Origin of the sequence: Chryseobacterium gallinarum (assembly GCF_001021975.1) — a bacterium.
GTDB lineage: Bacteria > Bacteroidota > Bacteroidia > Flavobacteriales > Weeksellaceae > Chryseobacterium > Chryseobacterium gallinarum.
Genome location: NZ_CP009928.1, coordinates 3,618,192 through 3,630,541 on the forward strand (window position 1 = coordinate 3,618,192; position 12,350 = coordinate 3,630,541).

Here is a 12,350-nt window from a genome sequence, read left to right on the forward strand (position 1 = left end):
TTTAATGATAACTTATATCCGTAAATATTCCCCATCAATATAGAAAGCCTTATGAAGTGTATTTTACTTTCTATTGTAGCCATTATCCTGGTTTCCTGTAATCAGCGGTCAAAGAAAGAATTCAGAGAAAACTTTGATACTTCACTGCTTAAACAGAATGAAAAGTTTAGGCTTGAAGGTGAGTATGATTCTTTGGTTAACCTTAATAAAAGATATTACAAACAAGCTGATAAAGCCAATTATGAAGAAGGAAAAGCTTTGTGTTATATTAACCTGGCCGAAGTGAATATTTCCCTGGAAAACTATCAGAAATCCCAGATTCTTTTTGATAATGCAAAGGAGATTTTAAATCATTCTGAAAATGCTATTCATAAAGCCAGATTTTATAATGTCTACGGCCGGTTTAATATGGAACTGCGGAGGGTAGATAAAGCATTTGAATACAATAAAGAAGCTATGCGCTGGATCCGGCAAAGTGAAAATTCCGAGTTGAAAAAGAATATTCTTTTTAATATTTATCTCAGGGAGGCTACCTATCTCATGCAGAAGAAGCAGCCTCAAAAGGCGCTGGAATATTTTCAAAAAGCCAGAAGATTAGATGATACAGGATTGGCTGCCTGTGCCATAAGTGATTATATCTATATGAATAAAAAGATGGACTCTGCCAAAAAATATGTTATGCAGGCTTATTATAACACCAAAGCAAAAGGTAAAAAGGATGGCATAGCACTATATACCAGTACCATCCTGGGAGAATATTATATTGCGGACAAACAATATGATAAGGCCGAACAGGCTCTTATGGAGGCACTGGAAATAGATGATAAAACAAAGCGTATTTATGCATATTACACCAAGTATATCTATAATGATCTCAGAACATTGTATGAACAGAAAGGAGATAAGGAAAAGGCCTACTTTTATTTGAAAGCTTATACGGAAGCAAAAAATAAAACAAACACCGCTTTATTAAAAACAATTAATCAGGATATGGAGTCATTTATTGCAGGAGCAAAAGAAGATTCTGAGAAGCATAAAAATAAAATGCAATGGGTTGTTTTTTTATCACTTGCTGTTTTTGCTTTATCGGGAACATATGCATGGAGGATTATAAGCTCATTAAGGAAGAGAAAACGGGATCTTAAAATAGAGGCAGAAAAATTAAGAAACCGTATGGATAGTAAAAAACAGGAAGAAATTATAGAGTTGGCGAGGAAAAATGATCCTGAGTTCCTGACCCGCTTTAGAGAAATATATCCGGAATTTATAGACAAACTTTTGATGATTAACCCTGATCTCGAAAATTCTGAACTCACTTTTTGTGCCATGCTTAAATTGCATTTTACATCCAAGGAAATTGCAAGCTATACCCTTGTGCAGCATAGAACGGTTCAGCAAAAAAAGTACAGAATCCGGAAAAGGCTAAACATACCCACAGAAACAGATACCTATCATTTTTTTGATGGTTTAAACTGATATAAAATAAAAATTGCCTGATTTTATCAACCAGGCAATTACTCGAAATATTCTCTTTTCACCACTTGCTATTTTATGTGGTTTACTTTTTTCAAATTTGAATATTTTTTTAGTAATCAGAAAAAAAAACTATACTACACGAGTACGACACGTATTTTTTTTACGAATAATTGATGGTTATTCTATGAATTTACTATTTTTTACCCCCCTGCTAAGTGAGATTACCATGTTTTGTGATCTGAAGAATTGTTTCTTTCCCAAATGAATCATTAATAAATGCTTGCCTTCATACTTAAGTGCAAATTCTAATATTTATTTGAATTGTTTAAAATTTTTAATGATTATTTGAGAGTTTTTTCAAATAAAATTCTATTTTTGGTGAGTTTTTTAATATTTTGATATACAGTTGTTTAATTGTTGTGTTGTATCTATGTAGTAGTCCTTTTTTTACCTTTTTTTGAATTTAAAGTATAGTTTTGTTTGAAATGTTGGAAGAAATATTGTGATAAAACAGACTGTAGGTAAAAAACTTCTGTTGTCATTTTTCCAATTGTTTTCATTTTTAAATTATAAACCAAAAAATTCTATGAGAAAAAATGTTTTACTGATTAGTGCACTGATGGCAGGATTAACAGTGACATACGGACAGAAATGGGAATCTGTCTCACAAAAAAGTTCCCAGATCAGAAAAGATGTTGAAGTGCAGCAGACTTACAGAGTCGATCTGACATCCCTTCGGGAAATTCTGAAAAATGCAGTAGAAACAGGAAAAGGGGCTGCCTCTGTTGTTATTTCATTACCTACAGCAGAAGGGAAAATTGAAAAATTTGCCGTATACAGCAATCCCGTTATGGATCAATCTCTGGTAGACCGTTACCAGCTGGGTTCATATGTGGGAGTGGGAATTGATGATCCCTCAAAATACCTGAGATTCAGCACTTCTCCAACGGATATGCAATCTATGATTATTAAAGATGGTATATTCCAGTTTATTGAGCCAATTACTACCGATAGACAAATTTATGGTGTGTTTTATAAGGCTCGGGAAGACGGAGAACATGGTTTTAAATGTGAAACGGGAGAACATAATTTTAAAGATATCAGTAAGCTGGTTGAAAATGGTAAAAAGATGCTTTCCGGAGTGGGAATTACCAGCAGGCCAACCAATACAAAATACAGAAATTTTAGAATGGCATTGTCTGTTACAGGAGAATATAGCCAATATCAGCTCACGGCAGCAGGAACTCCGGGTAATGCTCCTGATGATGTGAAAAAAGGGGTGGTTCTGGCAGCAATGAACAATACGATGACGAGGATAAACGGAGTTTTTGAGCGGGACTTTGGCGCTCATTTAACAGTTCAAAATTTCCCGCAAATCATATATCTTGATCCTGCAACAGACCCTTATACTGATGATTTGAATACTGAATTACAACAGACCCTCACTTCTGGAATTGGAAACGCCAATTATGATATCGGGCATGTTCTTAATCAAAATGCTGAAAGAAGCGGAAATGCAGGAGGAATCGGTATAGTCTGTATAGATCCTGCAAATGATACCGATTTACAAAAAGGTTCAGCCTTTACACAAGGGCCAATACCTACAGGAGAAGTTTTTGACTTTACTGCAGCCCATGAAATGGGACATCAATTGGGTGCGAATCATACGTTTTCAAACACATCTGCTACAGATGCCGTGCAGGGAGCTAATGTAGAACCCGGAGGAGGAACGACTATTATGGGGTATGCAGGGATTACCTACGATAATGTACAGGCTAATGCAGATGGTTATTTTCATTATAAATCAATAGATCAGGTTTTGACTAATCTGGAAAATAAAACTAATTGCGGAACATCCCAAAATATTGACAATAATACAGCTCCTGTAATCAATCCGCTGGCATCATATAATATTCCTAAGGGAACAGCTTACTATCTTGAAGCTTCTGCTGTAGATGCAGAAAATGATCCTGTGAATTATACCTGGGAGCAGAATGATAGTACAGATGGACTTTCTACTATTTCAGGGGATAGCGGATTAGGGTATAATCCCAAAGGAGCCCTGACAAGATCAGTTCCTGGTACCGCTAACGGAAGAAGATATTTCCCTAAACTGGAGACCGTGATGAATGGAATGCTAACCAACAAGCAGGGATGGGAAACTGTATCTTACATCCCCCGGATATTAAATTATGCGGTAACAGTAAGAGATCAGAATCCGCAACGACCAATGGTTTCAAGCGCTACAACCTCCGTTACAGTGGGAAATGACGGACCTTTTAAGTTTAACGGACTTACTCCTTCTTCAGTGCTGTACAATGATACAATGAATACCATTTATTGGGATGTTGCCAATACTAATAATGCGCCGTATAACGTAGCGAATGTAAAAATAGACTATACTACAGATAACGGCATGACCTGGACAGATCTGATTGCGTCCACACCTAATACCGGCAGCTATAATGTACAAATGCCTGGTAATGTAAACGGTGCTGTAAAGCTAAGAATATCAGCCGTAGGTAATATATTTTACGCAGTTTCTCCTGCCGTTACTGTAGGAACAGCTCCTACATCAACAACCTCAGCGCCTACAGGTATTTCCACAATAGATACTGAAGTTTTCAAAACAACAGCAAGAGTATCCTGGAATAGTGTTCCAGGAGCTACTTACTCCATTAATTATAGAAAATCAGGAACCGTAAACTGGTCTAATATTGTAAGCCAGGCAAACTCAGTGGTTTTGAATAACCTGGAGGATGAAACAAACTATGAGGTACAGGTTGCCACGGTAGTTAATTCTGTTGTTGGAAATTTTTCTGACAATTATGCGTTTAAAACAAAAGGATTGAAAACCGGAGTTGATTACTGCCTGTTGAATTCAGGGTCACCGTATTTTGCAGGAATTGTAGCGGTTACGGTAGCGAATGTAACCTATCAGAATGTTGTCGCAAGATCATATATAGATCTAAGTGAAGATGCTTCCAAAGTAGTTAATCTTGTCCAGGGTAGTTCATATACATTGAAACCTACAATTGTGAATTTGCTTGCAGGAGCAAATGAAAATGTTTCTGTGTGGATTGATTATAACAGAAATGGAGTATTTGAAGCTACAGAAAGGGTCAGCAGCTTGTCCGGAACAGCTCCGGGAGGACTTGTTAATTTTGGGAGTCATAATTTTACCGTTCCGGCAACGTCCTATTCCGGAGATAAATTGTTAAGAATGAGAATAGTAGGGAAGTTTTCGTCATCAGCTCTAACGAATGCCTGCGGTGAAATCAGTAGCCAGGCGGGAGGTGTTTTGGATCTTCCTGTAAGGATTTCAGGTAGCAGTACTCTGGGAACAAAAGAAATAAAAAATACAACATCTGAAGTTTCCATTTATCCTAACCCTGCAGATACTTTTGTGGAAGTGAAGAATCTGAAAGGAAAAGCAGACTATAAGATTTACAATGCAGAAGGCAGGCTGGTGCAGGAAGGCAGAATTGACGGACAAAGAATCAATGTGGCTTCATTGGTGAAAGGAATGTATGTGATTTCTATAAAAGACGATCAGAACACTTATTATAATACTAAACTGATTAAAAAATAACACAGATGATTTCCTCCTGAAACAGAATCTAGGGAGAGAAGAAACATTTATTTTTTAAAGAGGGAAATGGGCTGTCTCTAATTGAGATTGCCCTTTTTATGTTATTATCATAAGTGGGTGCCCTTAGTATTTCAGGCTTTTGATATTGTCTTCCTGTTGAGGTTTGTTCCGGGCATTATTGGATTAAAATATACTTGAATTTGCTTGAAATATACTGTTATATTGTTTTATTCCAGCCTATTTTTGCATAAAGTATAATAAATATGAAGGCTATAGTATTAGAGAGATTTGGTGGACCAGAGCATTTGATGATTAAAGAAATTGAACAACCTGTTATAAAAAGTAATGAAGTCCTGGTTAAGGTAAAAGCCATCAGCATCAATCCTGTAGATGCTAAGGTTCGTAGCAGGAAGGCTCCTCTGGCTGAGGATTTGATGCAGTATGATCCATTAATTTTAGGTTGGGATCTTTCCGGAGTAGTTGCAGAGACAGGAAATGAAGTCACCGGGTTTCAGGTAGGTGATGAGGTATTTGGGATGGTTAATTTTCCTGGTCATGGTAAAGCTTATGCAGAATATGTAGCGGTTCCGGCAGAACAATTGGTGGGTAAACCTGATAATATTACCCATGTTGAAGCTGCGGCGAGCACTTTAGCCGCTCTTACAGCCTGGCAGGCATTTGACAGTTATGGTAAGCTGAGACCTGATGATAAAGTGCTTATCCATGCAGCATCGGGTGGGGTAGGTCATTTTGCCGTACAAATAGCAAAACATATAGGTGCCTATGTTATAGCTACCTCTTCATCCGCTAACAGGGATTTTCTATTAGGATTAGGAGCAGATCAGCATATTGATTATAAGAATATTCATTTTGAAGAAGTTCTGTGTGATATCGATTTTGTACTGGAAGCGATCGGAGGTGATAATTTTCAGAAATCGGTTAAAGTTTTAAAGCCCTTTGGATCTATTGTCACGTTGCCATCCGGATATACCCAGGAAGACGAAAGACTGGCCCGTGAAAAGAATTTGCATGCCTGTTACTTTATGGCTGTTTATTCCAGTGGAAGGGATATGGAGCAGATTGCTGCGTTACTGGAAAAAGGAATTATAAAACCCTACGTTTCCCATGTATTTAATTTTGAAGATATGGCAAAAGCCCATCAGCAGATTGAAACGGGACGTACCATAGGAAAAGTGGTTGTAGAACTATAAAGAATTCCAGACAGCAAGTTTTCTATAGTAATAAAGACTCGATGTTCTTTTGAAGTTGTAAATCGTTTCAATAATCATGGATAAAAGTTTCTATATTTGAATAATGTAATGCATTACTGAAAAATAATATCATGGATAAAAAACATATTGTTGTTGTAGGATTAGGAGGTGTAGGCGGCTATTTTGGTTTTAAAATTAACAAAACAAACGAAATTTCAGGGAAATACAAGGTATCTTTTGTTGCAAGAGGAGAAACGTATGAGAAAGTAAAAGAAAACGGGCTGATCTTACTTTCCCCTGAGCATTCTGATCATCATACTTATCCTGATGCTATTGAGCAAAACATCAGCGATATAAAAGCCCCTGACCTGGTTCTGATCTGTGTAAAGGAATATGATCTTGAAAATGTATGCAGACAACTTGTGGAAATCATTAATAAAGATACGGTATTGCTTCCTATGATGAATGGGGCAGACATCTACGAGAGAATGCGGACTATTATTCCAGATCATACCATTCTGCCTGCCTGTATCTATGTAGCTTCCCATATTAAGGAAAGAGGTATGGTAGAGCATAAAGGGAAACCGGGAAAGATGATTGTGGGAAGAGATCCTGAACATTTTTCAATGAATATAGACTGGGTGATTGATTTGTTGAAGGAAAGTAAAATAGATCTTGAATTTAAAGATAATTCTCTGACGGATATCTGGACTAAATTTTTCTTTATCGCCAGCTTTGGATTGGTGACAGCAAAATATAATTCATCGATCGGAACAGTGTGTTCTGACGAACAACAGAAGCAGGAAGCTACTGAAATCATGAAAGAAATGAAAAAGATTGCAGACAAGAAAGGCATTCTTTTACAGCCAGATATCATTGATTCAACTTTTGAAAAAGCAGCTGCATTTCCTTTTGACACTCCTACATCTTTACAGTTGGATATCCATTCCGGCAAAAAAGAAAACGAACTGGAATTATTTGCAGGAGCCATTTTAAAATCCGGAAAAGAATTGGATATAGAGACTCCTTTTACCTGGAAAATATATAACGAGATTATATCAGGATAGCATCCAGAAGATAGATGTACTGTTTACAGCATAATTTGAATACCAGCTATTACGCTCCATGCATAAACTTTTGTCTTTCCAGTAATACTTCTTCCGATTCACGATGGTCAGGATCATCAATACAGCAGTCCACAGGGCAAACGGCTTTGCACTGTGGTTCTTCGTGAAAGCCCTTGCATTCTGTACATTTTCCTGAAACAATATAATAAACTTCATCTGAAACAGCCTGGTTGAAAGCATCGGCATCTGCCTCAGTACCATCCGGAAAGATTACCTTTCCGGAAAGCCGGGTTTTATCCTGCCATCTCCAGTCGATAGCGCCTTCGTAAATGGCTGAGTTGGGACATTCAGGTTCGCAGGCCCCGCAGTTGATACAGTCATCAGTTATTTTTATAGCCATGATAATATATATAATATGTTAAAAAAAGGGATTTCTTATTGTACTGCTGGAAATCCCTGTTAAACTTAATTAAAACAGTTTCAACAATTTATTTACATCATAAACTGTGCAAACCTGTACTTTTAATCTGTTGATTTTCAGTGTAATTTAAAATGCCGGCTTCAGATGCTGTAAATAATCCTGCACGAGGATCAGTGAACTGTATATTTCTTTCATATGATGAATGGTTTATTATCTTATTTTTCAATCTTTTTAGTGGCTGCAATGCTGATAAGCTTATCAAATTTTTCTGAGTAAAAATCTGATATCATTGTTCTGTTATCATTATGAAACAAAGAGGATCTTATAATAGGAACGCTGAAGGGAAGAGGCCATGCGCGTAATGATTTGGCAATGGCGTCCATGGTATTGATTCCCTGCATTGCCTGTAACCCTTCTGCCCAGCATACCAGGCCCACCGTTTTATCAGTTAAATAAGGCTCATATCTGTTGGCCGTTATTTCAAGCCAGTCCAGGCAGTTTTTCATCACCCCCGGAATGCTTCCGTGGTAAAGCGGGGCCAGCCAGAAATGGAGATCGGCATCCAAAAAACGTTGAGCCATACGCTCTACAGCCAAGGGTGTTTCAGCAAGGGACATATCAAATAAAGGAATCCCTGAATCAGCAAGATTAAAAATATCAGTATGAATTCCCAGGCTTTTAAGCTGTTCTACAAAATAACCGGAAATAAGCCCCGAAGCAGATTCTGCCTTTCTCTCTGATGATCCGTTAAATATAATTGCTTTCATTTTTGTTTTTTTGTTTGAAAATTACTTTGGGTAGACCTATTTCGCCATACATAAGACTTTTAACCATGGGTGTCAGAAGTTCTGCTGCTGTAAGGTAAAGCGCAGGATGATGATCTGAATGGGCCCTGACCACAACTTTTTGATTTTTATAATGTTTAAGATCGGCATAGATGAGACGGCGTTTCCAAAGATCCAGCAAAATGGTCTCTGCATTGTTGAGATCTACGTATACAGCATATGGGGATAATTTTTCCATAAGAAACATATAAACCCAGGGTGGAATGATAGCATCAGTAGAGCAGGTGATTCCCACTGCTTTTCCGTTGTACACAGAAAAATCAACCCGGGCAATGGATTCTTTAAACTCTTTTTCCTTGACAATCATTCCCATAAAAAGAAAATCTCTGATGTCCAGTTCTATAATTTCTGTAGTAGGTTTATAATCCAACAGATCAAGAGCAATAATGCCTGATGCTTCCGCTTTATTCATAAAGATTTCCTGATTCATATCTTTAACCGGTTCTGATTATCTTACTTTTAAAAGGGCTTCCTCATATTTTCTTTCGACGGCAGACCAGTCTAATACAGACCAGAAAGCATCCAGATAATCTGCTCTTTTATTCTGGTAGTTTAAATAATAGGCATGTTCCCATACATCTATTCCAAGGATAGGAAAACCTCTGTTTACCTGCAGGACATCCATCATAGGATTATCCTGGTTAGGGGTAGAACTTATTGCCAGAGAACCGTTGAACTTTACGAACAGCCAGACCCATCCGGAACCAAATTGAGCAAGCCCTGCTTTCTTCATTTCAGCTTTAAGGTTTTCCAGGCTGCCAAAAGTTGTAGTTATAGCTTCACCAAGTTCACCTTCAGGACTGAGTTTAGGCTGTGGCGAAAGAATTTCCCAGAATAGAGAATGGTTGTAGTGACCTCCGCCATTATTTCTTACAGCCGGACTATACTCGCTTATCCGCTGTAAAAGGGAATCCAGATCCGGATCAACTTCATTGGTTTGTGATAAAGCAGCATTCAGATTATCCACATAAGCCTGATGATGGCGCTGATGGTGAATGGTCATCGTTTCCGTATCAATAAATGGAATAAGAGCATCATAAGCATAAGGAAGCTGAGGTAATGTAAATAGTTTCATTGCATTTATTTTTGATTAATATAGAACAAAGGTAATAATATATTTAAATAAAACAACTAAATAGTTGTTTTATTGTGAAGGTCATGTTATAGCTAATTAATTGAAAATTATCAAATTATCTCCATATCTTAAAGATTATAGAAAATGACTATCTTTGTTGTTGAAAAATAAAACAACTAAAATATTGTAAAAATGAAGAAACCGGCTGCAGACCGCATTTTGATGTTTCTGAAGATGAGAGGAGAAGCCACTTCACTTCTTATCGCTGAAGAGCTGTCCATTACAAAGGAAGGTGCACGAAAGCATTTACTGAATCTTGCTCAGGAAGGTCTGATAGAATCTACTGTAAAAAATGAAGGTGTTGGCCGTCCTTCCACCTATTATATACTTACCCCTAAAGGTCTTTCGCAATTTCCGGATACCCATGCGGAAGTAACGGTTCAGCTTCTCAGGTCTGTCAAAAACCTTTTAGGTGAAAACGCATTGGATCTTCTGATCAGTGACCGGGAAAAGAATACTCATGAACGGTATGAAATAGTACTCTCCCGGGCAAATTCCTTGGAAGAGCGTTTGAATGCCCTTGCTGAAATACGGAGCAGGGAAGGCTATATGGCAGAATGGAAAAAAGAAGGAAATGAATATTTCCTGATAGAAAACCATTGCCCGATATGTGCTGCGGCTACAGAGTGCCAGGGATTCTGCCGTGCAGAATTGTCCAATTTTCAATCGTTGATCGGAAAAGAATATACAGTAGAAAGGGTAGATCATATTATTTCCGGAGGGCAGCGTTGTGTCTATAGAATTACACCGTAGTTTTGATAATCTGATTCCGGGCAGCTAATATTTTGTCAGGATTTCCATCAGCACCAGTATGGAAATAAGTTTTTTAGAAGACTTGTATTCAGGACTGAGTTGTTCCCGGATTTCCCCAAGTGCCTTACTGAGCTTATTGCTTACCGTTTTATTGCTTATTCCCAGTGCTTCTGCTGTTTCGTTCACAGACATATTTTTCCGTATCCTCATATCATACACCAGTTGTTCGGTGGAAGGAAGTTGTGAAACTACCTTGTCGATCATCAGTAATAGAGAGGAAATTTCATTTTCTTCGAGAATTTCAAAATATTCGGTATCGGTTATCTCTACTTCTTCAGGAGAGGTGAATTCATCAATGCTCAATGTTGGTGAAGCTTTTTTAAGGCTGTTGTAATAATCCAGGATCCTGTAATGAAGATGGCGGATCAGGTAGCCTTTAGCGCTTTCCGATTCATCCGTTTGTATGGTATCTGTGTTTTCCAGAATTTTTATCCAAAGGTTTTGAAGCAGTTCTTCAGAGATTTCCTTGTCTTTGGTCCTCACAAAAACAAAACTGTACAGGGAGTCCCAATATCGTTCATAAAGCAGCATAAATGCAGGACGGTCGCCTGATTTTATTTTCTTTAATAAAGTGGAGTCTGTTAGGTTCATCATACTCTGACAAAATTACCTAAAGGAAAATTAACTTTTTGTGAACTTTAGTTATGGTAAGGTTAAATATTTCTGGAAAATGAAGGCTTGAATATGAATTTAATGTTGAGTAAATGTAAAATAGGTTAAAAATGATTGGAATTTTGGCTTTAATATAAACGGAACGTTAAGAACCGGACAGGGAAGTTTTTCAATTTCACAGTTTTATAGATAGAGTATCTGTGAATACGATGAATATTTATGAAACGGTTAAACAATAAAAATATCAAAACTTTTGTTTTCAGACTTTGGGAACGGGAGGTTTCGGAAGATAAAATTTCCGAAAAGGAAAAAGAAACTTTAAAACACTGGAGGCTCCTTGCAGAAAAAGATCTGGATACCCATCATAGAAGAGAATCTAAAGAGAGGGTACTATCTGCTCTGGAACATTATTTTGCTGAAAAACCCCGTCATATAAAAAGTTTAAAACAAAGCGCCTACAGAATAGCGGCGGCTATTGTGATACTATTGACATTGGGGAGCTTTTTTACTTATACCATTTTCTTTAAGCCTGATGTTTATATGGCAGTATCCGGAAACCGGACTGTTCATCTTAAGGACGGATCTGTGGTAACTTTATTACCCGGTGCAGAGCTTACGGTAGCTCAATCATTTCCTGCTTCTACCAGGGTTGTTGATCTGAAAGGTGATGCCATATTCTCCGTTGCAAAATCAAAATCACATCCTTTTATAGTCTATGCTGAAGGCTTCAGTACCAAAGTCCTGGGAACGGTATTTAAGGTTTCACAATCCGGAAAGAAAAAATCCGTGGACCTTTATGAAGGTAAAGTAGCCGTATCTACTGAAGGAGTACCGGTTTCTTACCTGAAACCTAATCAGAAATGGACCAACCTGGGGATTGCCCGCACCACGGCTATTATTTCTTTTGCTCCCTCTGAAACGTCAGGGAAGCAATTTCCCGAACTTTTGTCTTTAAGCTTTAATGATGTTTCTGTAAAAGATGTTATTACCATTCTGGAAGGAAATTACAGCATAAAGATATATTACCCTAAAGAAATTGAAAGTAAAAAGATCACTGCTGACTTCACAGGAGGAACAGCCGCAGAAAATATTGAATCGCTGGCCTTTATATTAGGAATGGAAGTCCAGAAAAAAGAAAACATCTATACTTTGAAAAAATAGATCCCCTTTAGTAATCA

11 protein-coding genes are annotated in these 12,350 nt (G+C 37.5%); 6 read left to right on the top strand and 5 right to left on the bottom strand.

Going from position 1 to position 12,350, the window contains the following annotated elements; all coding sequences use genetic code 11:
• Positions 1-51 precede the first annotated feature (51 nt).
• From OK18_RS16030 to OK18_RS16045, 4 genes are all read left to right on the top strand, one after another.
• Positions 52-1,476, top strand: coding sequence for a tetratricopeptide repeat protein (locus tag OK18_RS16030; protein WP_053328653.1), 1,425 nt, complete (start codon positions 52-54; stop codon positions 1,474-1,476).
• 586 nt (positions 1,477-2,062) lie between these two features.
• Entirely contained in the window at positions 2,063-5,068 is a 3,006-nt protein-coding gene (locus OK18_RS16035; RefSeq protein WP_053328654.1) for a reprolysin-like metallopeptidase, read from the top strand.
• Positions 5,069-5,331: 263 nt separating this feature from the next.
• Positions 5,332-6,279 (top strand): NADP-dependent oxidoreductase, encoded by a 948-nt coding sequence (locus OK18_RS16040; RefSeq protein ID WP_050021238.1) that lies wholly within the window; start codon positions 5,332-5,334, stop codon positions 6,277-6,279.
• A gap of 131 nt (positions 6,280-6,410) precedes the next feature.
• Positions 6,411-7,346, top strand: coding sequence for a ketopantoate reductase family protein (locus OK18_RS16045; protein ID WP_053328655.1), 936 nt, complete (start codon positions 6,411-6,413; stop codon positions 7,344-7,346).
• A gap of 49 nt (positions 7,347-7,395) precedes the next feature.
• On the opposite strand, the gene OK18_RS16050 is transcribed toward OK18_RS16045, so the two are convergent.
• From OK18_RS16050 to OK18_RS16065, 4 genes are all read right to left on the bottom strand, one after another.
• On the bottom strand, positions 7,396-7,746 hold the full coding sequence (locus OK18_RS16050) for a 4Fe-4S dicluster domain-containing protein (RefSeq protein WP_053328656.1): 351 nt from the start codon (positions 7,744-7,746) through the stop codon (positions 7,396-7,398).
• A 236-nt stretch (positions 7,747-7,982) separates the two neighbouring features.
• On the bottom strand, positions 7,983-8,534 hold the full coding sequence (locus tag OK18_RS16055; RefSeq protein WP_053328657.1) for an NADPH-dependent FMN reductase: 552 nt from the start codon (positions 8,532-8,534) through the stop codon (positions 7,983-7,985).
• Entirely contained in the window at positions 8,515-9,042 is a 528-nt protein-coding gene (locus OK18_RS16060) for a DUF2480 family protein (protein ID WP_053328658.1), read from the bottom strand. Before OK18_RS16060 ends, OK18_RS16055 begins: the two co-directional genes overlap by 20 nt.
• 18 nt (positions 9,043-9,060) lie before the next feature.
• A complete protein-coding gene (locus OK18_RS16065; RefSeq protein ID WP_050021234.1) occupies positions 9,061-9,687 on the bottom strand; it encodes a superoxide dismutase in 627 nt (208 codons plus the stop codon).
• 192 nt (positions 9,688-9,879) lie between these two features.
• Between OK18_RS16065 and OK18_RS16070 the strand changes: the two genes are divergently transcribed.
• On the top strand, positions 9,880-10,500 hold the full coding sequence (locus OK18_RS16070) for a helix-turn-helix transcriptional regulator (protein ID WP_053328659.1): 621 nt from the start codon (positions 9,880-9,882) through the stop codon (positions 10,498-10,500).
• A gap of 24 nt (positions 10,501-10,524) precedes the next feature.
• Here the strand turns inward: OK18_RS16070 and OK18_RS16075 are convergent, their stop codons facing one another.
• Entirely contained in the window at positions 10,525-11,154 is a 630-nt protein-coding gene (locus OK18_RS16075) for an RNA polymerase sigma factor (protein ID WP_228377628.1), read from the bottom strand.
• Positions 11,155-11,391: 237 nt separating this feature from the next.
• Here OK18_RS16075 and OK18_RS16080 point away from each other — a divergent pair, with 237 nt between their 5' ends.
• Complete coding sequence (locus OK18_RS16080; RefSeq protein WP_053328660.1) at positions 11,392-12,333, top strand: FecR family protein; 942 nt, start codon at positions 11,392-11,394, stop codon at positions 12,331-12,333.
• Positions 12,334-12,350: the final 17 nt, after the last annotated feature.

Coding starts and splice junctions, on each gene's coding strand:
- OK18_RS16030 (WP_053328653.1), top strand. CDS start 52: ATGAAGTGTATTTTACTTTCTATTGTAGCCATTATCCTGGTTTCCTGT.
- OK18_RS16035 (WP_053328654.1), top strand. CDS start 2,063: ATGAGAAAAAATGTTTTACTGATTAGTGCACTGATGGCAGGATTAACA.
- OK18_RS16040 (WP_050021238.1), top strand. CDS start 5,332: ATGAAGGCTATAGTATTAGAGAGATTTGGTGGACCAGAGCATTTGATG.
- OK18_RS16045 (WP_053328655.1), top strand. CDS start 6,411: ATGGATAAAAAACATATTGTTGTTGTAGGATTAGGAGGTGTAGGCGGC.
- OK18_RS16050 (WP_053328656.1), bottom strand. CDS start 7,746: ATGGCTATAAAAATAACTGATGACTGTATCAACTGCGGGGCCTGCGAA.
- OK18_RS16055 (WP_053328657.1), bottom strand. CDS start 8,534: ATGAAAGCAATTATATTTAACGGATCATCAGAGAGAAAGGCAGAATCT.
- OK18_RS16060 (WP_053328658.1), bottom strand. CDS start 9,042: ATGAATCAGGAAATCTTTATGAATAAAGCGGAAGCATCAGGCATTATT.
- OK18_RS16065 (WP_050021234.1), bottom strand. CDS start 9,687: ATGAAACTATTTACATTACCTCAGCTTCCTTATGCTTATGATGCTCTT.
- OK18_RS16070 (WP_053328659.1), top strand. CDS start 9,880: ATGAAGAAACCGGCTGCAGACCGCATTTTGATGTTTCTGAAGATGAGA.
- OK18_RS16075 (WP_228377628.1), bottom strand. CDS start 11,154: ATGATGAACCTAACAGACTCCACTTTATTAAAGAAAATAAAATCAGGC.
- OK18_RS16080 (WP_053328660.1), top strand. CDS start 11,392: ATGAAACGGTTAAACAATAAAAATATCAAAACTTTTGTTTTCAGACTT.